23 protein-coding genes are annotated in these 20762 nt (G+C 64.0%); 16 read left to right on the top strand and 7 right to left on the bottom strand.

Annotated features, from left to right (window positions below; genetic code table 11):
* Nucleotides 1-2: 2 nt before the first annotated feature.
* Nucleotides 3-1445 (top strand): hypothetical protein, encoded by a 1443-nt coding sequence (locus ACZ466_RS34095; RefSeq protein ID WP_378287646.1) that lies wholly within the window; start codon nucleotides 3-5, stop codon nucleotides 1443-1445.
* 27 nt (nucleotides 1446-1472) lie between these two features.
* On the opposite strand, the gene ACZ466_RS34090 is transcribed toward ACZ466_RS34095, so the two are convergent.
* Nucleotides 1473-1934: a hypothetical protein gene (locus ACZ466_RS34090; RefSeq protein ID WP_378287645.1), complete on the bottom strand. Its 462-nt coding sequence runs from the start codon at nucleotides 1932-1934 to the stop codon at nucleotides 1473-1475.
* Between the two features lie 436 nt (nucleotides 1935-2370).
* Between ACZ466_RS34090 and ACZ466_RS34085 the strand changes: the two genes are divergently transcribed.
* From ACZ466_RS34085 to ACZ466_RS34065, 5 genes are all read left to right on the top strand, one after another.
* On the top strand, nucleotides 2371-2649 hold the full coding sequence (locus ACZ466_RS34085) for a hypothetical protein (RefSeq protein ID WP_378287643.1): 279 nt from the start codon (nucleotides 2371-2373) through the stop codon (nucleotides 2647-2649).
* Nucleotides 2650-2735: 86 nt separating this feature from the next.
* A complete protein-coding gene (locus tag ACZ466_RS34080; protein ID WP_378287641.1) occupies nucleotides 2736-3092 on the top strand; it encodes a hypothetical protein in 357 nt (118 codons plus the stop codon).
* Nucleotide 3093: 1 nt separating this feature from the next.
* A complete protein-coding gene (locus tag ACZ466_RS34075) occupies nucleotides 3094-3549 on the top strand; it encodes a winged helix-turn-helix domain-containing protein (RefSeq protein WP_378287639.1) in 456 nt (151 codons plus the stop codon).
* Nucleotides 3550-3598: 49 nt separating this feature from the next.
* Nucleotides 3599-4165 (top strand): HD domain-containing protein, encoded by a 567-nt coding sequence (locus tag ACZ466_RS34070; protein ID WP_378287638.1) that lies wholly within the window; start codon nucleotides 3599-3601, stop codon nucleotides 4163-4165.
* 106 nt (nucleotides 4166-4271) lie between these two features.
* Entirely contained in the window at nucleotides 4272-6500 is a 2229-nt protein-coding gene (locus ACZ466_RS34065; protein WP_378287637.1) for an NACHT domain-containing protein, read from the top strand.
* Nucleotides 6501-6515: 15 nt separating this feature from the next.
* Here the strand turns inward: ACZ466_RS34065 and ACZ466_RS34060 are convergent, their stop codons facing one another.
* Both ACZ466_RS34060 and ACZ466_RS34055 read right to left on the bottom strand, forming a co-directional pair.
* The gene (locus ACZ466_RS34060) at nucleotides 6516-6998 is read right to left on the bottom strand and encodes an NUDIX domain-containing protein (protein WP_378287635.1); all 483 of its coding nucleotides are present in this window, start codon (nucleotides 6996-6998) and stop codon (nucleotides 6516-6518) included.
* 3 nt (nucleotides 6999-7001) lie between these two features.
* Nucleotides 7002-7745: a helix-turn-helix domain-containing protein gene (locus ACZ466_RS34055; protein WP_378287634.1), complete on the bottom strand. Its 744-nt coding sequence runs from the start codon at nucleotides 7743-7745 to the stop codon at nucleotides 7002-7004.
* Between the two features lie 177 nt (nucleotides 7746-7922).
* Between ACZ466_RS34055 and ACZ466_RS34050 the strand changes: the two genes are divergently transcribed.
* The 8 genes from ACZ466_RS34050 to ACZ466_RS34015 all read left to right on the top strand — a co-directional run bounded on the left by ACZ466_RS34050 (nucleotide 7923) and on the right by ACZ466_RS34015 (nucleotide 14122).
* Nucleotides 7923-8072 carry a hypothetical protein gene (locus ACZ466_RS34050; RefSeq protein ID WP_378287632.1) on the top strand — a complete coding sequence of 50 codons (150 nt, stop codon included), beginning with the start codon at nucleotides 7923-7925 and terminating at the stop codon, nucleotides 8070-8072.
* A 222-nt stretch (nucleotides 8073-8294) separates the two neighbouring features.
* Nucleotides 8295-8483, top strand: a complete 189-nt coding sequence (locus ACZ466_RS34045) for a hypothetical protein (protein ID WP_378287631.1) — start codon at nucleotides 8295-8297, stop codon at nucleotides 8481-8483.
* Between the two features lie 70 nt (nucleotides 8484-8553).
* Nucleotides 8554-8856, top strand: a complete 303-nt coding sequence (locus tag ACZ466_RS34040; RefSeq protein WP_378287630.1) for a hypothetical protein — start codon at nucleotides 8554-8556, stop codon at nucleotides 8854-8856.
* Nucleotides 8857-8915: 59 nt separating this feature from the next.
* The gene (locus ACZ466_RS34035) at nucleotides 8916-10643 is read left to right on the top strand and encodes a cell division protein FtsK (RefSeq protein ID WP_378287629.1); all 1728 of its coding nucleotides are present in this window, start codon (nucleotides 8916-8918) and stop codon (nucleotides 10641-10643) included.
* Nucleotides 10644-10807: 164 nt separating this feature from the next.
* The gene (locus ACZ466_RS34030; protein ID WP_353832870.1) at nucleotides 10808-10996 is read left to right on the top strand and encodes a helix-turn-helix domain-containing protein; all 189 of its coding nucleotides are present in this window, start codon (nucleotides 10808-10810) and stop codon (nucleotides 10994-10996) included.
* Between the two features lie 90 nt (nucleotides 10997-11086).
* The gene (locus ACZ466_RS34025; RefSeq protein WP_378287628.1) at nucleotides 11087-12265 is read left to right on the top strand and encodes a site-specific integrase; all 1179 of its coding nucleotides are present in this window, start codon (nucleotides 11087-11089) and stop codon (nucleotides 12263-12265) included.
* A 295-nt stretch (nucleotides 12266-12560) separates the two neighbouring features.
* Nucleotides 12561-12986, top strand: coding sequence for a DUF2637 domain-containing protein (locus tag ACZ466_RS34020; protein WP_378287627.1), 426 nt, complete (start codon nucleotides 12561-12563; stop codon nucleotides 12984-12986).
* A 497-nt stretch (nucleotides 12987-13483) separates the two neighbouring features.
* Entirely contained in the window at nucleotides 13484-14122 is a 639-nt protein-coding gene (locus ACZ466_RS34015; protein ID WP_378287625.1) for a GAD-like domain-containing protein, read from the top strand.
* Between the two features lie 111 nt (nucleotides 14123-14233).
* On the opposite strand, the gene ACZ466_RS34010 is transcribed toward ACZ466_RS34015, so the two are convergent.
* Both ACZ466_RS34010 and ACZ466_RS34005 read right to left on the bottom strand, forming a co-directional pair.
* Nucleotides 14234-15013: a DUF6881 domain-containing protein gene (locus tag ACZ466_RS34010; protein ID WP_378287623.1), complete on the bottom strand. Its 780-nt coding sequence runs from the start codon at nucleotides 15011-15013 to the stop codon at nucleotides 14234-14236.
* 804 nt (nucleotides 15014-15817) lie between these two features.
* Complete coding sequence (locus ACZ466_RS34005) at nucleotides 15818-16801, bottom strand: WGR domain-containing protein (RefSeq protein ID WP_464041788.1); 984 nt, start codon at nucleotides 16799-16801, stop codon at nucleotides 15818-15820.
* Nucleotides 16802-17367: 566 nt separating this feature from the next.
* Here ACZ466_RS34005 and ACZ466_RS34000 point away from each other — a divergent pair.
* Nucleotides 17368-18036 carry a SanA/YdcF family protein gene (locus ACZ466_RS34000; RefSeq protein ID WP_378289136.1) on the top strand — a complete coding sequence of 223 codons (669 nt, stop codon included), beginning with the start codon at nucleotides 17368-17370 and terminating at the stop codon, nucleotides 18034-18036.
* Between the two features lie 13 nt (nucleotides 18037-18049).
* A complete protein-coding gene (locus ACZ466_RS33995; protein ID WP_378289138.1) occupies nucleotides 18050-18742 on the top strand; it encodes a hypothetical protein in 693 nt (230 codons plus the stop codon).
* On the opposite strand, the gene ACZ466_RS33990 is transcribed toward ACZ466_RS33995, so the two are convergent.
* Nucleotides 18686-20029, bottom strand: coding sequence for a sensor histidine kinase (locus ACZ466_RS33990; protein WP_378289140.1), 1344 nt, complete (start codon nucleotides 20027-20029; stop codon nucleotides 18686-18688). The genes ACZ466_RS33995 and ACZ466_RS33990 overlap by 57 nt on opposite strands.
* Nucleotides 20026-20709: a response regulator transcription factor gene (locus ACZ466_RS33985; protein ID WP_378289143.1), complete on the bottom strand. Its 684-nt coding sequence runs from the start codon at nucleotides 20707-20709 to the stop codon at nucleotides 20026-20028. The genes ACZ466_RS33990 and ACZ466_RS33985 overlap by 4 nt, the downstream gene beginning before the upstream one ends.
* Nucleotides 20710-20762 lie beyond the last annotated feature (53 nt).

Here is a 20762-nt window from a genome sequence, read left to right as displayed (position 1 = left end):
AAGTGTCTCAAGTTCTTTCCCGCGCCCTAGAAGTGGCTTTTTCTCATCCTTCCCCTGACGACAGAGTTGCTGCGATAAAAACCGCGATCACTGGCCAACTAGAGCAAACAGATACCGGCGCACAGGTACGTCACACCGAGTATTTTAACAACACCATTGCACCCGATCTCGTTATGCACTGGCCGCGCGAGAATCGAGAGCGATTGGTTTTTCTTCGGCCGAGTCCTGCGCCAACCTACTTCACCGAAGATCTCGAATGGATCTCTCCCAGCAAGCCACTTGTCATCACACTGAACACTGCATTTGATAACGGAAATAGAGAGAGCTTTGATGAGCTACGACAGCTCGCCGTTAGCAGTGACACCCTAGTTGCCGACCCAAGAGCAATCGGCGAACTTGGTGAGCGAAATGCCAGCGAGCCAGCCGCAGGACTGATGGCCCAAGCTGTACTTCGAGGAGGACGAGGCCTCCTGGATGAAAAGACGACGCGTGAAGCTATCTCGAAGACTGTGGAAGGATTCCACGGAGCCGAGTTTGTCAATCTAGAAAAAACTCGCCAAGCCACTAACCTAGTATCTTCTCTGCTTCAGCCCGAGCAAGCTGGCCGAATCAGTCGCGTGCTGCAATCTGTTTGGGAGGGTCACGGCGGAAGCGCTTCGCATTTCCCTGGCTCGCCTGACCTGGCTGGGGCGATGAGCGAAGGGGATATTGAATTTCTCATAGAGAACGTTCCTACAAGAAGCACTGACTTTTGGCACAGGATCGGGCGCGGGATCACGGCGACCCAGATCGGACGTCTACAAATAGAAGCCTACTCGACAAACTTTCAGCTTCTAATTACAGCGAACAGCGATGTTCTCCTCGCTAAAGCAATGCGGGTCTTCCGCGGGCAGCGCCGACTCGATGAAGAACACGAGACTTCCACCCCTTATTGGATCACCTCTCGCGGATGCATTGTTCTCAGAGGGGACGGCTGGGAAGCACACATCGCACCGAACAGTATCAACGACCTACCGAAGAGCGTTAGGCAAGACGGACCTTCTCTCGACGACGTCAGAGATAGAGCTGACAGTCATGGGACTGTCATTGGAAACTTGAAGCTCGACACCGGCGATCGCCTCATTTCTTATTCATCTAAGGCAGGAGAGGATGTCCTGCATGATGAGAGAATCGCGCAACTGGTAGGTCAACCGACCGTACGCGTCAGCCGAGCCACACTTGCCCTTCCCGGAGGAAGTCGACTGATCTGCGACTTCAATACGATGACAGCGTCTGGCCAAACGAGCGCCACGTTCGCGGTAGGGAACATCTCCAAATTTGCCCTCCCCATTCTAATGAAATTGCGTGAAGAAGATGATGCCCACCTTGAAAATCTCAACGTTTCTCTCGCTCAATCTGGGGCCGCTGAACAGCAAGAGCTGGACCTAGATCTAGACTTGGATTAAGCCCTTTTCCTTGCAAAGGGCCCTGAGTCATACACTGGAGGAGCACGCCCAAACGCGTTCGAAGCTCTCCAGGTGCGTGCTCGCCATGTCACCGTCTTCTGTCCGCCGCAAGTGAAGGACAGGAGCGTGGGCTGCGGCGATGCCGTAGGCGTGCGGGTTGATCAGTAGGTCGTCATCGGCGCGGTAGACGGAGTTATAGAGCACGGTGTCATGAAGCCGGATATCAACTCCCGCCACCTCGCGTAGGGCGCGGTAGTGGACCAGGGCGTTCCGGATCTTCGCGGCCATGGATTCGCCTACGCCCTCGTCGCTCCCGCGCTCGGCCACGCACGCGCCATCCGGGTCGCCGAGCAGGATGCGAACAGCGACGCCGGCGCGCGCCCGCTGTGCGAGCACGCGCATGATGCCCATGTCTTCGGCGAGGAAGAGTCCCGCGTAGGCCAGGACGCCGATCTCGTCGCGCGCGGCCCGGAAGAGCTGATGCCACACCGGACGAGGCACGGCCATCGGTGCGGGTAGGTCGCCAAGACGTCGATCGCTGGTGGCTCTACCCGGACGTTCGTCATGGCGAGGTGCGGCCACAGGTCGGCCTCGTCTCGTCCGACCAGTGAGGCGACCCGCGTTCGGTGGCGTGGGTAGGGCACGCGCCCGGCGACCCACCGTTGGACGGTCTTGGGGTCCACACGCAACCGCGCCGCAACGTCGGCTTCGGTCAGGTGCGCGTCGGCAAGGGCACGTCGCAACAAGTCGTTCACCGGGCCTCCCGCGATGCAAGTGAGAACGACGCATGACCGACGCTAACAGAAGACGTCCCTAGACGTCCCTGGATGCCGATAGAGAGGTCCCCGTACCGGACGGAAGGCTCAGGACACAGGCGAACACGCCACCTCGTACCAACGAACCCGCAAGACGAGGAGCCCACCCCATGTCCACCGAACAGCCCCCTCAGACCACTCCCGATGTCGTCAAAGCCGAAGCAGAGGCGGCAGAGAAGGCGCTCGCCGACTTGCGCCGGGACTTCACCGGATACCGCATATGGCGCGCCACCCGGTGGGACGGGCGTCTCGGGGACTGGGTGGCGAGCTTGCACGACCCGCGCGCCGGCGTGGATCCGACGGTGATCGCATCGAACCCCGCCGCGTTGCGTGAGGCCCTCGTCCACGAGGGCGAGCGCGCCAAGAACCCGCGCCCAAGGACCCGGTGATGGCACGGGAGCGAGCCCCGCAACTGTCACCGGAGGAGGCCGTGATGGGGAGCACGGCCTCATGGGGTGGGGAGGAGGTGGCGCGGTTGGTGCTGCTTCCCTCGAACGCACCGACCGCGCTCCCTCCGCCCACCTACAGCGGTCCATGGCGCGCATGCTGGCACCTCACGCGTCTCGCCCTCGTCCTGCGCTGTGACGGCTGGACGACTCAACTCCGCACCGAGACTCCCCACACGCTCCTACGCGTCTACTCCAAAGGCGCGCCCACCATCGGCGAGAGCATCTCCGTGGCCTGGGGCAAGGGCACCTGGTGGTACCTGTCCAGCACCGGCCTATGGCTCACGCCGCGCAAACGCCTCTGCCTCGCCGCGGACAAGTTGAACATCCTGCTCCAACCCTGGGTTGCGGCGGCATTCGATCCCCTGAGAGACGAGCAGCACTGACATGACCCGCCGCACGGCATGGGGCACCCACGTGCACATCACCCGCGTGCTACGGCACCGCCTCACAGATGGCAGCTACACCCCAGGCGCCCGCCTACCGAGCGAAGCCGCCCTCTGCGCCGAGTTCGGCGTCGTCCGCAACACCGTGCGGCGGGCCCTGTCAGTCCTACAAGCCGAAGGACTCATCACCGTCCGCGCTGGCGTGGGCCGATTTGTCCCAGACCCCGACACCCAACCGCGCACGAGTACAGAGCACATCGCCGCAAGCCTGCGCCACCAGATCGAGACCGGACGCTTCCAAGCGGAAGACGCGCTCCCCAGCGAGAAGCAACTCGCCCGACGCCACGACGTATCCCGCTCCACCGCCCGCGCAGCCCTCCTTGCCCTCGAAACCGCCGGCCTGATCACGTGTGTGCACGGCAAGGGACGTTACGTCAGCCAGGACGTCCCAAAATGACCCCCGTGTGCCCGTGGACGTCCACCCGCATCCTCGTAGCGTCGAGCTCATGAAGAAGAACACCGCGGCCTGGGCAAGCGACCTCGCGCGCAGTCAGCTAGAGATCCCACTCCCCCGCCGCTGGGCACACACCCAAGGCGTAGCCCATCAGGCCCGCACGCTCGCTCCCCTTCTCGGGGAAAACGCCGACCTCCTAGAGGCAGCAGCCTGGCTCCACGACATCGGCTACGCCCCTGGTCTCATCAGCACAGGCTTCCACCCACTAGACGGCGCCCGATACCTCCGGCAAATCCACGACACCCACGAACAACTGTCTCGTCTTGTCGCCCACCACTCGTGCGCCTTGGTCGAAGCACACGAACGCGGACTAGCTCACGACCTCATTCAGGAGTTTGGTTCAGAACCTCCCTCTCTGAGTGTTCCTCTCACCTATTGCGACATGACCACCGGCCCAGGCGGCGATCGGCTCTCAGTGGAGGAACGGATCAGCGAGGTTCTAGCCCGCTACGGAAACGGACATATAGTAGCAAAAGCTATCCAAGTTGCACATCCCACACTCGTCGGGTCGGTGCAGGTAGTTCACCAGAGTCTTCTCATATCCCAACGAACCGCCTAAACTGAGCAATCCGCAGCAGCTGCTCACCCGAGACCGCAGCTGACTTGCTCGATGAATGGCGGACGCTATGCATGGGGAGACAGGCGCCGAGTTTGAGGTTAGAGCCTTGAAGCTCGCTCGGGCGATCCATGATCCAACCGACACCCAAGGTGCAAGCATGCAAGGAGGGAAAGAGCGGGACGCGGTCTTCATCACTAACGAATCAATTCATATTTACGAGTTCACAGTATCGCGCACCAAAGACAAAGCAACACAAGACGCCAAGAAGATCATTGAGCTGATTGAAACCCTCCACAAGAGACCCGAAAATTCTTACAAGAATTTTACTGGATGGTTTGTCACACGAGAAGAACCTACAGCAGATCAACGCCAGGCGATTGCAGTTCTCCTCAAGAATAAGCACGTTACGGTACATGCAATTAGCATTGCAACACTATACAAGCGCTTGTGTGACTCAGAAGCCTATCTGGCAGCGCGCGAAAACGCTCCCTTTGGGAGCATCGTGTATGCCTCTCAACAGGCACTTCCGCAGACAAAGGTCGAAGTGTCGTTCACTCGGCACGATAGCCAAAAGCTAACTGTTCGAAAACTTTCCGAAAAGCTTATTTCGGGTTCCAGGAACCTACTCACTGGAGAGTTTGGTGTAGGCAAAAGCCATGCCCTTCGTGAAATCTACTTCGAACTACGCAAGCGCTACTTTAAGGGTAACAGACTCACGCCTTTCCCCGTGCACATCAACCTGCGTGATTGCACCGGACTGCGATACCCCTCCGAAATTCTGCGCCGCCACGCGGAAGAGATCGGATTCGCCGATGATAGGAGTCTCATCTCGGCATGGCGTGCCGGTGCCTGCATCCTCCTACTGGACGGATTCGATGAGATTGTCCCCTCGCGGTGGCTGGGTAGCGCATCTGACCTCAAGGGAGTCCGCTGGGAAGCCCTATCACCAATACGGCGTCTAGTCGAGGAAACCCCGCATGGGGCAGGCATTATCGCTTGCGGTAGGTCACACTACTTCTCTTCACCATTCGAGATGGCCGATACGCTGGGTTTCGAGTCAGAGTCCGAAATTATCTCTCTTCAAGATTTCGACCAACAGCAGGTTGCAGATTATCTCGAACTGGCGGGCGTCAAATGGAAAGTGCCTGAATGGATGCCTACACGCCCACTGCTTATCGGCTATCTAATAGCCATGGGCTCTTTTACAGACATAGATGCCAGTAATACCACTCAAGCAGACGCATGGCGCAAACTTTTCCATGCAATTTGCCAACGGGAATCTCGTATCTACACTGCCGTGCGGCCAGAAACAATAAGACTAATCGTCTCTCGCCTTGCCACTCTTGCACGGTCCAAGGGACAAGAAACCGGCCCTGTTGACATGGAAATGATGAAATCTGCCTTCGCCGACATAAATGGGCGTGAGGCGGACGAGGAGGGAATTCAGCTGCTTCTGCGTTTGCCAGGCTTCGCTATCGGCGGTTACGCTGGCACGCAAGAACAGAGAGTATTTGCGGACCGCAATCTAGCGGAGACCGCTTACGGCGAAGACCTCGCAACTTACCTAGTATCGCCTTACGAGGGCCATCCCCTCTCTCGCACCGCGTCCTGGGGTACGGCAGCAAATAGCCTCGGAGTGGAAATCGCGGCATCAGCGTTGCTTGAACAACGAGTTCCCGCATCAACCGCCCTTGCGGCAGCTAGCCGACGTCAGGACAATCACCAGTTTGATGCTGTCTTGGCGGATTCCTTGAGGGTAAGCAGTGAACTAAATCCGACCGACGAGCAAGTCCGTCACGGATTCTTGGTCGAGGGCGTAATCGTCCCATTCCTCGCTATTAACGGCGACGACCCAGTACTCTCGCGAACTATTTTTCGCGACAGCCTGATCGATGTCCTGGATTTGTCGGGGATCTCCAGAGGAGAACGTTATCCTACCTTCCAAAGCTGCATTTTTGGCTACGTTGACGGAATGTCTGGATTTCCATCATGGCTGAAAGAGAACTTCATTGATTGCGAAGTGGAGAAATTCTCCACGGTATCAGAAACAACCTCCGGGATAATGGACCTGAAAATTTCGCCCGAGAGAAGGGTTGCACTTACCGTTCTCAAAAAGGTATACAATCAACCGGGCAGTGGCCGCAAAGAAGAAGCACTATCGCGCGGCCTAGATATGGCGAGCCGCGAACTGGTTCCCAACGTACTAAATAGACTCGTTTCAGACGGATGGCTTCATCCGGTATCGAGTCGCGGCAAAATAATATACGTGCCAGTTAAGGGTCGGCGCGCAGCGGCATTGCAAGCTTTGGAAAGCCCGAACAGTTTCCATATCTAGCAAAGGCTCGACAGTTCAGGCGATCTCGACTCGACTCGACCCTTTATGCAAGTATCTCGTGATTCGTCTTCTCATGGATTGATCCATTTGTCTGCTGAGAAGATTCGCATCGATCGGAACCCACTCCACCGAACTTGATTCTGCACTTCTCCGCATACGGCCTCCAAATGGAAGCGCAGCAAGCAGAATAGAAAACTCCTGACGAACTTCGTTGTTGCTCGTGTAGCGAATGACGTGTTTCGGATCACTGTAGATTCCGACTAGACCAGTGACCTCTACGTCAATGCCGGTCTCTTCCTTGGTTTCCCGAATGGCGGCTTGGGCAACAGACTCTCCCAGGTCAATAGCCCCACCTGGGAGCGCCCAATTTTCATTGTCAGTGCGACGGATCATAAGGATCTCGCCTTTGTCATTCTCGACGACGACATTGACGGAGGGGACGAGGCTGTTGGCCTTCGGGGCGTTGGGGTCGTCGTAGTAGTCAATTCTGCGGCCCATGCGTCAGTCCCCCGCGATGGGTGTGGCGCCTTCCCAGACGCGTTCGAAGCTCTCTAGGTAGGTGTTGACCAGATCTCCGCCGGCTATGCGGCGTAGGTGCCAGACGGGGGCGTGGGGGCCGGTGACGCCGTAGACGTGGGTGTTGACGAGGAGCTGGTCATCGGCACGGTAGATGGAGTTGTAGAGGACCGTGCGGTGAAAGCGGAACTCGACGCCGTCTTGCCTGCGCAGGTTCTTGTAGAGGACCAGGGCGTTGCGGATCTTTGCGGCCTGGGCGTCGCCTACGCCCTCGTCGTCGCCTCGTTCGGCTACCTGTGGGCTGTCCGGGTCGCCGAGGAGGATACGGACGCGGACACCGGCCTCCGCTTTCTCAGCGAACGTGCGTTGGATGCCGGAGTCTTCGGAGAGGAAGAGGCCGGAGTAGACCAGGACGCCGATTTCTTCTTTGGCGGTGGCGAAGAGACGTCCCCATGCGTCCCTCGGGACGGATGTCCGGTGCGGGTAGATCGTCACTAGTTCGCTGCTGGACGCTGCGGTGACCTGCTCGTTAGAGAGTGCGTCCGGCCATAGGAAGGTCTCGTCTACGCCCAATCGCGAAGCTACTGCGTAGCGATGCCGCCGGTAGGGGGTGCGGTCCTTGGTTATCCACCGTTCTACCGTTTTTGGGTCAACGTCGAGTGACTCGGCGAGCGTGGCGATAGTCAGGCCCTGCTCTAGTAGAGCGGCGCGTAGGCGTTCGTTCGGCATGCACCCGTCCGGATTCCGGGACGTCCTAGGACGCGGTCAAGCCTATGAGGACGTCATGAACACGTCCAGTCATGTAGTGATCTCGTCCCGCAGGTCAAGCGCACTCTCTTTCTCGTAGACACCGACCGCCCGGACCGTCCCCGCCGGATACGGGCCTTACGAGAGGAGTGGTCACAGATGATCCTCGTTCTGGCAGCGATCCTCGCCGTCTTCCTCGCTGGCTCCACCTGCGGAATCTTCGCGATGCTCGTCATCGGCATCCACGCCGAAGAGCGCCGGACCGCGCGAGGGCTCGCCGAGACGTCCCCGCGTCGGCACCGCCTCTAGGCGAGTGCTCAGCACCCGCACATGTGACGACATGCCGGCCCGCGTACCGGCGGGGCGGTGACCATGCGGATGCCTCGCGCCATCACCGGTCACACGTGCCCCTGTGGCGCACGCGTCGAGCCCGGTAGCCGGAGGTGCCGCAAGTGCCGCGCCCGCGCCCGGTGGCTCCGCCGCGGGCGCGGCCCGCAATACCCCGTCCCGTGGCTGTGAGGAGGTACGTCAGTGAACGTCTCTCTTCCCCTGGTGGCGATCCTCGGCGCCGTGGTGTGGGTCGCGTGGCGGTACATGGGACTTCGCGGCTGGCACATCGCGGTGTGCCTGCTGTTCGGGTTCTTCCTCGCCGCGACCAGCGCCGCGCCGGAAATCCGCCGCCTGGTGGCCGTCCTCGTCCGGTCCCTTTCTCAGCACTGACGTCCCCTACCGAAGGGAGGGATGCCTTGGTGCCTGATACACCGCCGCATGTCCAAGTCAACATCAAGAGGTGCGTACGCGGAGCCTCGCAGCGCGTGAGATCCTCTCCAGCCTTTCCGAGGCGATGCCGTCCATCGAGGATCTGTGGGCGCGGCTCTACGCCGCGCTCGCCGATGTTCCCCAACTCCTCTCCGAAATCTCCCGGCTCTCGTCCCTGCTCGCGAAAGTCCGGCGGGACCGCGCGAATCTGGCGGCTGCGGGGCGAGCCACTCTCCGAGCCGACCGCGACGGCGAACCGGATCCGCTGTACTACCTGCGCGATGAACTACGCGCGCAAGGCCACCTTCCCCCGGAGTCCTGGGGGCGCTCATGAGCCGGACGCGTCAGATGCGACGGCATGCCCAGAAGATGCGGCGCAGTGGGTTGCAGCCCATGGTGATCATCGACCGTGACGACCAGTTCCCGGACGTGGCCGGCGTGCTCCTCGCGCGGGCCCTGTGGCGGTACCGGTCCGAGCTGGGGCCGGTCTACCTGGTGGCCGCGCTTGCCGTGGGAGGTACGGTCCTACATCTCACCCATCCGGAGTGGTGGCCGTGGCTGTTGGCCCTTGCCTCTTTGGCTGCGTGGGCACTCGCCATGTTCGGCGAGAGGTTGGGCCTCTCTCCGCGAATCGAGCGGCTGTATGCCGCTGGCGTCGTGATGGGGGCTGGTGGGTGGCTGTCTGCGGCTACTGCACTCGGGCCCACGGTCTCGCCGCTTCCTGGGATGCTTGCCGGGGGCGTAATCGCGCTCGCCGCGCCGTGGTGGGCGCACCGGAGGCGGCGCGCCAGAGTGCGAGTCGACCGGCAGATAGCCGCGTGGCCGGAGATCGCGCGGGACGTCGGCCTTGCTGGCTCGCGCGCGCAATCCGCGGTGGTGGACGTGTGGGGATGGCGCGCACGGTTCGCCCTGGCACGCGGCCAGACGATCCAGGACGTCATCGCCAAGGTTCCGGCTATCGAGTCGGCGCTTGGGACGTTCCGGGGTGCTGTACGCGTCGCACCGACGCGCGACGGCAAGGCCAACCGGTTCGAGTTGCGCGTGCTCGACAGGGACCCGCACGCCGACGCGATCCCGTGGCCGGGACCGTCCGTCTCCTCCATCACCGAACCGATCGACCTCGGCCCGTTCGAGGACGCGACCGGCGCGCGTGTTCTGCTGCTGCGACGCCACGGCCTCTTCGGGGGCGTGGCCGGCTCCGGGAAGAGCGGCGGGATCAACGTCCTGATGGGCAACCTCAGCGCATGCCGGGACGTCGTTATCTGGGCCGTCGATCTCAAGCGCGGGATGGAGCTCCAGCCGTGGGCATCCTGTATCGATCGGCTCGCCACCACACCGGAGCAAGCCCGCGCCATGCTGCGCGACGCCGTCACCGTCCTGGAGGCTCGCGCCGAATGGCTCACGGCCAACGGGCGGCGCGTGTGGGATCCGACGCCGGAGCATCCCGCGCTCGTCATCGTCGTGGACGAGTACGCCGAACTCGCCGATGACGCTCCCGACGCCGCAAGCGACACCGACTCGATCGCGCGGCGGGGGCGCGCCGTCGCCGTGACGCTCATTGCGGCGACCCAGCGGCCTACGCAGAAGGCCATGGGCAAGGGGGCCGTCCGGTCACAGATGGACGTCCGCGTGAGCTTCCGCGTCCGGGAACGCAAGGACGTCGATCTCATCCTCGGGCAAGGGATGCTCAGCGCTGGATGGCACGCCCACACCCTCAACGCCCCCGGCAAGTTCCTGCTCTCCGCACCCGAACACGACACACCTCGGCGAGGCCGCGCCTACCTGCTCACGGACGCCACCGTTGCCGAGACAGCAGAGCGCCACGCGTCCATCCGGCCGACGCTGGACGAGGTCTCGCTACGCGCGCTGGACGAGGCACACATGGCGCCCGTCTCTGAGCCGTCCGTCCTCGTAGCGCCGTCCCGTGAAGACCACGCCGAGACAGCACTGAGGGAGGCCCTGGACGGTGCGCCAGAGGAGGGCCTCCCGATCGCCCATCTGCTGATGCTCACCGGGCTGAGCCGTCCCACCCTCTACCGGCGCCTCGCCGAACTGGTGAAGGCCGGCCACGCCGTCCAAGTCGGACGAGGCCGCTACAAGGCGTCCGATCACACCCCGTAATCGTCTCAACGTCTCGTCTCGCGCACGCGTCTGTACGTATGGGCGGCTGAGACGTCCATGAGACGAGACGAGAAACGAGCACACACCGCAACCGAGGAGATGATCCCCACCCACATCCGCGCACGGCCCCGGGACGAAGCCCGGGTGAGAGGAGGTGGTGTCCCCTGCAGGCGTACACCGTCGAGCAAGTGGCCGAGATCCTCAGCATCGGACGGGACAAGGTCTACTTCCTGATCCGCACCGGCCAACTCCGCAGCATCAAGATCGGCAAGCTGCGCCGCATCACTGACCGGCACCTCGCCGAGTTCGTCACCTCCCTGGAAGAGCCCTCCCTCGAAGAGGCCAAGCGCTGACACCCGCACGGGAGGCCCGTCCGGACCTCGCCCGTAAAAAGGGCCTCCCAACCTAGGGACGTCTTGGGACGTCTTGAGTTATGGTCGGTGGTGACCTCGATCGATACGAGGAGGGATCCGTTGGCAAAGATCCTGGTCGGCACGTACGAGGGGTCGATCTACGAGGAGGGCGACGGGTACACCGGCGCGCTCTCGCTCGGCTTCGGCCCGGACGGCAAGCGCAAGCGCAAGCGGCTCAAGAGGAAGGGGCGCACCAAGACAGAGGTCAAGGACAAGCTCAAAGAGGCCGTCGAAGAGCTGGACAAGGGCGTCAAGACGGACCGCAACTACTACGTCCGGGACGCGGTAGAGGAGTTCCTCGCCGCGTTCGCCAAGTCCGGCAAGTCACCGAAGACCAACGAGGTCTACCGGTCACTCGCCGATCACCAGCTCATCCCGTTCATCGGACGGACTCGCCTCAAGGAACTCACGGCCGACGACGTCGAGACGTGGCTCAACGGCAGAGCCGAACACCTCACATCGTCCTCGCTGGGCATCGTTCACAGCATCCTCAAGCGCTCGATCCGCAGAGCGGCGCGCCATGACCGCATCGGCCGGAACGTCGCCGAACTGGTGGACACCCCGGACGGCAAGCCCGCCCGAAAGTCGCGCTCGCTCAGCCTGGTGCAAGCGAGCACGCTGCTCGAAGAGGCAAGCAAGCCGATGCACCGGTTCGGTGCGTACGTCGTCTTGGCGATCGTCTCGGGGCTCCGCACGGAGGAACTCCGCACCCTCAAGTGGAGTGACGTTGACCTCGACAAGGCGACCGTCTACGTCCTGCGAGCCGACCGCCACAAGGGCGAGACCAAGACGGCGCTCAGCCGACGCGGACTCGGCATCGCAGACATGGGCGTGGAGGTGCTCCGCAGCCACAAGACGAGGCAGGGCGCCGAGAAGCTCAAGGCCGGCGAGGCGTACCAGGACAACGATCTCGTGTTCTGCCACGAGGACGGGCGCCCCTACACGGCGCAACACGTCCGGCACCGGTTCCGCAGGGTGCTCACAGCGGCGGACCTAAACCCCACAGAGTGGTGCCCTCGCGAGCTACGGCACACCTTCGTGTCCCTCATGAGCGACCACGACGTCCCCATAGAGAAGATCAGCATCCTCGTCGGGCACTCCAGCACGAAGATCACCGAAACCGTCTACCGCCACCAGCTCAAGCCTGAGATCCGCGACGGCGCTGAGCACATGAACGACATCTTCACCCGCAAGACCAAGTCAGCGTAGGGACGAGCGTGCTCCCGAGCTGGCTCCCCAAGGCATCGGACGGAAAGGCGCCCCTCCCCCACCTGGATCGACACAGAATCCAGGCTTGGGCCTCACTTAGGGAACCGCTGAGCCACCCTTATCCACCCAAGATCCGCCCCAGTCCGAGACAGCCCCCAAAGAGCCACTCACCTGCAAAAACACAAGAAGAGGACCGGGAACCCAGTCCAAGCCAGTCGACCGGCACTCATGTCACTACGAATCACCGAAGACACGATGACCGCAACCGTCAACGGCACGGCCAAGCGCACGCCCGATGGCTGCCACCCACCTGCGTCCCGCTCCCGCACAACTCGGCGATCATGACGCCGCCGGATGCCTGACTGCCTCATTCGCGCCACCACCGCGACCGCCGTCCTGGCTGTCGGTGGCCGCGGTCATCTCCTACCGGCATGCATACGAACTGGTCCGCACGCACGGCGGGCCTGGCAGAACGGCACACCTGGTCCCGTTCACCGTGGACGGCCTGATCTTGGCGGCGTCGATGGCGATCCTGGACGCGAGCCGGCCAAGCGCCCTCTACCACCGGCGCCAACGTGGCGCGCGGCCCCTTGGGCGTATGGGCAGCTCTCGCCTTGGTCGGCTCGTTCGAGTCCTCATGCCCCTCACCCGAAATACCGTGTCACCAGCAACCGGCGAACGGAGAGCAGGAAGCGTCTCCCTGGCTGGATCTGGACTCTAGCCGCACCAAAGTGACGCCAGCCCCAGAAGAGGCGGTTCTCGCTGACTACCTCCCGAGCCTGCAAGGACCAGGAAGGCCGCTCTCACAGCGTGCTCTCGCCGAGAGGTGGCACAACCCGAATCCAGCGTGAGCCACGACAGGCCCTGACCTGCCCAGCCAATGACGTGTGCCACCGTAAGCACGCGTTAGCCGTTGCGACCGAGCGTTGTTTGTACTTTTCTGCTGCACAGCAAACCCTCGGCCTGTGCCGGCATCCGCGTCTATCCCTTATCAGCGGCCTGGATGACGACGCTCGCCAAAGCGCCCGGGACGACCCGACACTGAGCCAGACCATGTTTCGCCGCTCGTGGCGGCGTGTCTCACTAAGTCGAGCAGGTGGATCGGCCGGAACGACCCAGTCAGCCCGTCGATCGGCTGACAGTGTCGAAGTGGCGGGGAGTATGCTGAGCAGCTGATATCTTAAATATCAGGTGGGAAGCGGAACACTGATGAGTATCATGACCACCGACGCTGTCATCCGGAAGTGGGGTGTACCGTTTTCATCGGTACCGGTGCCGGGTGATCGATACAGAGAGTTCGGCGGACGGGTTCCCGACGCCCTCTTGGAGGCTTGGCGGAAGTTTGGTTTCGCCGGTTTCGCCAAAGGTTTGTGGTGGCTGTGCGATCCAGTGGCGTGGCAGCCGGCGGTCGACACCTGGACCGCCGACCTTGAACTCGATCCAGGCCCGGATCGTTGGTGTGCGGTAACACGGTCGGCCTTCGGCCAGTTGAGTCTTTGGGGCGACCGAACCGGAATGGCATTGACGATCAACCCTGTTTTCGGGACGATCTTTCCTGATGACCAGTCCGACGAAATGGACAGTCAGTTCGACCGCGACCTGCAGCTTTATTCGGCATTGCTGACCCAGCAAGCACGGGCGCTGGACATCGATGGCGACGACGAGGTTGGATTGTTCGATCGGGTTCTCGAACGGCTGGGGCCGGTTGGTCCGGATACCATGTATGCTTTCGCGCCTGTTCCGGCATTGGGCGGTCCGATGATTCCCGAGAACGTTGAGATCGCCGACGCGGAAGTGCATATGCAGATATTGAGCGAGACGACGCCCCGTCAGATCATGGCGAATCCGTACCGGTGAGGTCGGGCCGATATCCTGCGGATATTGCTTGCCTCCCGACGCGCCGCGCCGGCGGGGCACCTTGATACCGAACAGCCCAATTCGGCAAGGCTGGTATACCACTGCAGTATCTCAATCCTCGAACCCGCCGGCGGTCGTCCAGGCCACTTGAAATTCTGCCGATGTGATTTCGCAGGCTGCGAAACCTGGTCGTCGAGATATTTCGGACACCATGGGTACCGGGTCATCGTTTAGCCATGTTGTTTCGCCTTCCTCGAGTCCGCCTGCGTAATCGGATCTGCCGTCAGGGAAGATCTCGACTTTACGATTCTCGTACCCCTCCTCATCGATCTCACAGAAGATGGTCACAGGATCGGACGCCGGATCATCGGTACGGTCGATTCTGATGTACCGCATCTCGTCGGACGGCGAAAAAACTGCTGACGCGTCGATGGCCTGCGGTGCGCATTCGCTGGCCTGTCCTGGGAATATGGCAGTAGCATCCGGCGCCGAACTGCCTGAGGGATAGCCGCGCTCGTAGATCAAACGCTCTGCCTCGGCTATCTCGTCGCGCATCCATTGGGGGATCCTCGATCGCGGATACCTCTCAAGGTCAGCTTTGAGCGCAAGGCCGATCGGACTCTTCATTGATGGCCGATCATCGTAGTCAAAGCTCGTGCTGACGTCGCCGTCCGATGTGATGGTCAAATACATCGTAAACCAAGTTCCCGCCCCTGGCATGTACATGACATCCCGCAGTTCGTGCACCGAATCGGTGTCGACAAGCTCGGGCGGAAAGCCGTCATACGGACCCGTTTCCGTCTCAATGGCAATTCGGCGATGAAACCAATTACCTGCGAGCATGTAAACCGCATCAATCCGGGTCCACTTCAATGGCGCCCGGCTGGCCACTCCGCGGCTTATATGCCGAACCAACTCATGTTGCCTGACCAGCTTGGGGGTCCCACCGTCGCGGGACATCATCGATCAACTCCAGTTCTCATATCCTGGTGCGGCCAGTCGGGGTTGGACGTGTTCAGAAAGCGCCACGTGGTCATCTATCCTGCCATGCTGCGGCTTGTGGTGGATGGCGGTGAGGGAGCGGGCTCAGTTGGCGTCCCATGTTTGGTCCGGACCGGTGTGGTACCGTCCGAGATGGCGAAGTATTCTCCGGGGTGACCACACTTTCCTTGTTCTCCCGTAACCTCCTCGGCCGGGCAAGCTCGACGTAGTCGACCGTGTCACCCGGCATGGCCAGGGCTTCAAACGGAGATTGAACATCGGGGAGAACGGTGGTGCTCGGCGATAGCTTGTTCCAGCGACTGCATGAAGGGGCGGCCACCCGGCGCCCCCGCTTGCGGGGCGCCTGTCGAAAGTCTTCATCCGGCGAGGAGAGGATCACCGGGTTCGGTGGCGTTGCCCGCCGGCGAATGACGCCTCACAGTGCGCGATATGCCTTCGTCTGACTGACTCGCCGCAGGTCGTGCTGTCAGATCGTGGACAAGATGAATCAGCCGGAGCCGGGGTCCACGATCTCCGTGCAAACTGATGGGGTCGCGAAGGTCTCTGATCGGCCGCTTTGCTGACAGGATTTGGGTCTCTGGTGGAGCGACAGCGCCGTACTGGGGTCATGGCCTCGGCAGCGCCTCGAACGCACCAAGGCTTCCTTCCCGAAGTCGAAGAGGGCATCTTGCAACAGGGCGAACGCAGCCGATATCACGATGCCGTCGTGGCCGGTCCGGAGAGGAAGCGGTCGGCCTCGTCGAGTGTTCGCGGTTGCTCGGGTGTCACCTTCAGGACGTCGCGCCGGTAGTTGCGGATCTCCAGCACGCTGCCGGGGTCCGCCTCCGGCATGAGCCGCAGCCCCCGTTCCACCATTGCCCGCGGGTAGACCTTGAACGTCTTCTCCCGCACCGAGGTGCGGCCGCCCATTCCCTCGAAGCCGTGCGCCCGCCGCAGGTCGAACTTCAGGTCGATGACGGGGAACGGCTCGCGGTCCCAGGTGGTGGAGGGCATCGAGTTCCGCCCCTGGATCCGTGCCTCGACGAACGTCTCGGTGTCCTCGTCGCCGATCTCGCAGTCGCGGATCGGGAAGACCCTGCCGAGCCTGCCCCCATGGTTCGCGGCCGTCAGCGAGGGCGCACAGAACAGCACGTGGTCGAACGGGCCGATCGGCGCGGGCAGCGGCACCTTGTGATGAGAGCGGCCGTCGAAGGCCAGCCCGACGCGCGGCCGGACGAAGTCCAGGAAGGCCGACACCATCGCATCGTCGTGGCCGGGCTTCTTCACCACCAGGGACAGGCCCCGGCCCGCGGTCTCGCCGAGGATGCAGTAGTCGTAGAACGGCCCGGGCCCGGCCTTGAAGTCGTGGAAGATCACGAACACGCCGGCGTGCCCGGCGACCGGCTCGTACTTGTCGCCGTGCGCGACCACGTCGAGCAGATGGACGTCCGCCTCGGTACCAGGCTCCGCCTGCGGCGCCTCTGGCGCGACCTCGACGTACCCGGCCCGCTTCTTCTCGCTGATCTTCTTGGTGAAGTGGCGGAGCGCGTGCGCTTCGTCGTCGAGCGTCATGCTCGACCCGCGCATGACGCCGCCGGCCACGCCCCAGCCCATGCGGCAGCGGATCCCGTCCAGGGTAATCTGCCAGCGTCGGACGACGTCCTTGTCGTTCTTCTCGAAATACCGTGTCTCCGCCATGTCCCCGCCCCTTGGGATCCGAAAAGCCGCATGTTCCCATGCACGTCCGACACCAGGGAGTCGACCGCACCACCAGGAGCTTCAGTGCCCCTCCGCGAGCAGCGCCGCCGGATCGGCTCGCGCTGGCGGGCGTTGCCGCCCGGCCGCCAAGCCCTGCTGGTGCCGGTGACGCAACGAGACCTCCCAGCAAGGCCCAGCCGATCGACCGGCGCACCGACCCGCACGGCTGCCTGATCTGGGCCTCGGCGGCATTGCCCACGGGCGCACTCACCCGGTGGGCGATCGCGTGGCCATACCGGTGTCTGAGGCACGATCGGCGCTCCTGTGCTCAGCCAGCAAGAGCCGGCACTGAGCTGGATCGCCTGGACGATGGCGGCCAGCCGCGCTGGTGAGCAGCGTGCGTTTGAGGGCGGCGTGGTGCCGGTTGAACACCTTCTTGCAGCGGCCGTGATGTTCGGGTGTCTGGGGTGTCGCTTGGGGAAGCGCTGAGCAAGTCGGCCTACCTGGAAAACGCAGCGTGGCGGGGGTGGTCGAACCAAGTGGGTGGGGGTTGCGTCTCACTTGGCATGATCAGCAGGGTGGTGCGGGGTTTGCGGCGGCGGTTGGGGCTGGTGCTGCTTGTTGCGGGGCTGGTCGTTTGTTTGGCGCTTGCGCCGATCGGCTGGGCGTACGCGGATACCGCGTCGCACCGGAAGGCTGTCCAGGACGTTCCGGTGACGCCGGTGGCGCTGGTTTTGGGAGCGGGGATTCGGGACGGGGAGCCTTCGCTGTCGTTGGCTGGACGGCTTGACGTGGCGGCGGACCTCTATCGCCGCGGCAAGGTGAAGGTGCTGCTCGTTTCGGGCGACAACCGGGTCAAGGAGTACGACGAGCCGACCGTGATGCGCGACCACCTTGTGAAGCGGGGTGTCCCGGCTCGGAGGATCGTCCGGGACTACGCGGGGCGGGACACCTGGGACTCCTGTATCCGGGCCAAGCGGGTGTTCGGTGTGGAGCGGCTGACCGTCGTCACCCAGAGCTTCCACCTGCCGCGTGCGGTGGCGCTCTGCCGGGCCGCCGGGTTGGACGCGTGGGGTGTCGGCCACAGTACATGGATCAGGGGCGCGACCGAGGTGGGGTACGCGCGCGAGCCCCTGGCCATGATGAAGGCGACCACGGATATCGTCAGGCGTCCCGATCCCGCCGTGCTGGGTCGGCCTGAGAACGGCGTGCGCGAGGCGCTGGCTGCGAATTGAAGGAAATGGTCGTGTGCATGTGCTCGACGACATGTCGGGTTTGTCGGAGAGGGCTCGCCGGTTTCTCTCCCTGAATGCTTGGCGGGTGGAGGAGAAGCCGCGTCCGTTCACCGAGATGATGCGAGTGCGGGACGGGCGTGGGCGGTTGGTGCCGGTTCCGTTCGAGGTGGTCGTGCGGCGTGAGGGGTTCGCTGAGCGGTTCGGGGGGCTCAGGTTCCGGACGCGGCGGAGTTTCCTGTATGGGGATGAGGCCGCTGTAAGGACGACGGAGTGGTCGTTCGAGTTGGGGTCGTCCGTGTGGCGCGATCGGAGTGGGTGGTTCTTCGACTGGTACGGGGAGCGGATGGCGATTCCGTTCTGGTTCGTGCAGCACGTGGACGGGCGGTCGGGGGTCAGTGATGGGTCGTTCATTCCCGTGCACGAGGCGGCGCTGGGCGTCATCGAAGAGTGCGCGATGGTCGATCTGGTGGGCGGCTGGCGGCCCCTACCGGACGCGATGAAAGTGGCGTGGCGGCTGCCGGAGTTGCCGGTCGTCCCGGAGGCTTCGGGGCGATGGGTGCGGTGGCGGATGGATGGGCAGGTCGCCGTCCGCGAGGCGTTGGAGTGGACGAGCGAGCGTCCCCGCGCGTGGGGGGCGTGGGCGTGGATGTCAGATGCGGGAGTGGCGGCGTCTGACCAGGCGGCGGGAGCGGCGCTGGGGCGGTAGCCACTTGGTCCGGAACCACATCTGGATCTGCGCGCCGCCCAGTACCGAGCGGTGGATGCGCAGGTGCCCGCCGGTGGCCTCGGCGGCGCGGCGGGCGATGTCCAGGCCCAGGCCGGTGGAGCCGCCGCCGCTGCTGCCGCGCTTCAGCGCGGCGGCGGGGTCGGTGATGCCGGGGCCGGCGTCGGCGACCAGGATGCCGGTGAGGCCCTTGCCGACGTGCAGGGTGACGGCGAAGTCGGTGCCCTCGGCGGTGTGCCGGAACACGTTGCCCAGCAGCGCGTCCACGGCGGCGGCGAGCTCGGTCGCGGGGATCGGGAGCGAGGTGGGGCGGTCGGCGCCGATCAGCTCGCAGGAGCGGCCCTCGTCCTCGGCCAGCACCGACCAGAACGCGACCCGTTCGCGCAGCACCTTGGCGGCGTCGCAGTTGCCGCGGGCGGTCGGCTTGCGGACGGTGCGGATGATCTGGTCGACCTCGTGCTCGATCCGGCCGACGGCCTCGCGGGTCTGGTCGGCGACGGGCCCGCCGCCCAGTGCCTCGGCGTTGAGCCGCAGCGCCGCCAGCGGGGTGCGGAGCCGGTGCGACAGGTCGGCGGCCATCTCGCGTTCGGCGGCCAGGAGCTGCACGACGTGGTCGGCCATCGCGTTGAACGCCAGGCCCGCCTCGACCAGTTCGGGCGGGCCGTCGGGGTCGATCCGCACGCGCAGGTCGCCGTTGCCGAACGCGGCCGCGGCCTCGGCCAGCCGCCGGGTGGAGCGGATCATGCGGGCGCCGAGCCGGTCGGCGACCGCGACCGAGCCCGCCACCAGCGCGGCGGCGACGGCGGTCATGACCAGCCAGGCGTTCCACACGCCGCGGGAGAGGTCCTCGTCGGGGATGAACACCTCGACGACGGCGGTGCGGCCGGCGTCCAGCGACACCGGCTGCAGCAGCGCGTACCCGCCGTCGACGCGGGTGGTGTACGAGCGGCCGCGCCGGGCCGCCTCGGTGATCTGGTCGAGGCGGGCCCGGGAGCCGTCGCGGGGGCCCTGCGGGACGACGGTGTTGTCGGGCATGTGGACGGCCATCCGCCGGGCGGCGCCGGCCTGGGTGCTGGCCACGGCCCGTTCCAGCGCCCCCGGGTCCTCGGTGACGACCAGGACCGGGCCGAGCGCGCTGGCCTGCCGTTCGGCGGTGGTGAGCGCCCGGTCGCGGGCGATCTCCCGGACGGTCAGCGCCAGCGGGATGAGGAACGCCAGCGCGACCATCGAGGTCACCGCCAGCGACACCAGGACGAGCGTCCGCCTCATGGCTTGCGCGGGTCGGCCAGGCGCACGCCGACGCCGCGCACGGTGTGCAGGTAGCGGGGTTTGGCCGCGGTCTCGCCGAGCTTGCGGCGCAGCCACGACAGGTGCACGTCGATGGTCTGGTCGTCGCCGTAGGCCTGCCGCCACACCTCCGCCAGGAGTTCGCGCCGCGCCACCACCCGGCCGGGCCGGGCGGCCAGGTAGGCGAGCAGGTCGAACTCGCGGCGGGTGAGCTCCAGCGGGGCGCCGTCCAGCGCCGCCTCCCGCCGGTCGAGGTCGATGTGCAGGCCGCCGACCCGCAGCTCGGCGGTGGGGCCGGAGCGGGACGCGCGGCGCAGCACCGCCGCCAGCCGGGCGCTGAGGTGCTCGGCCGAGAACGGTTTGATGAGGTAGTCGTCGGCGCCCGCGTTCAGCAGCCGGACGATCTCGGGTTCGTCGTCCCGGGCGGTCGCGATGATGACCGGGACGTCGGACACTCCGCGCAGCATCTTCAGCACCTCGGCCCCGTCGAGGTCGGGCAGGCCCAGATCGAGGATCACCACGTCGGGGGGCGACTGGGTCACCTCGCGCAGGGCGTCCATGGCCGTTCCGACGCTGCGGACGACGTGCGACCGCGCGCTCAGTTCACGGATGAGGGCCGTCCGGACGTTCGGGTCGTCCTCCACCACGAGCACACTCGCCATGCCGGAACCGTATGCCACCATGTGCCAATGCGTCGCGCGATGTCGTACGTTGC

The sequence above is a fragment of the Actinomadura rugatobispora genome (assembly GCF_055379765.1).
Note: the sequence above shows the minus strand (reverse complement) of the source record. Positions and strands in the feature narration are given on the sequence as shown.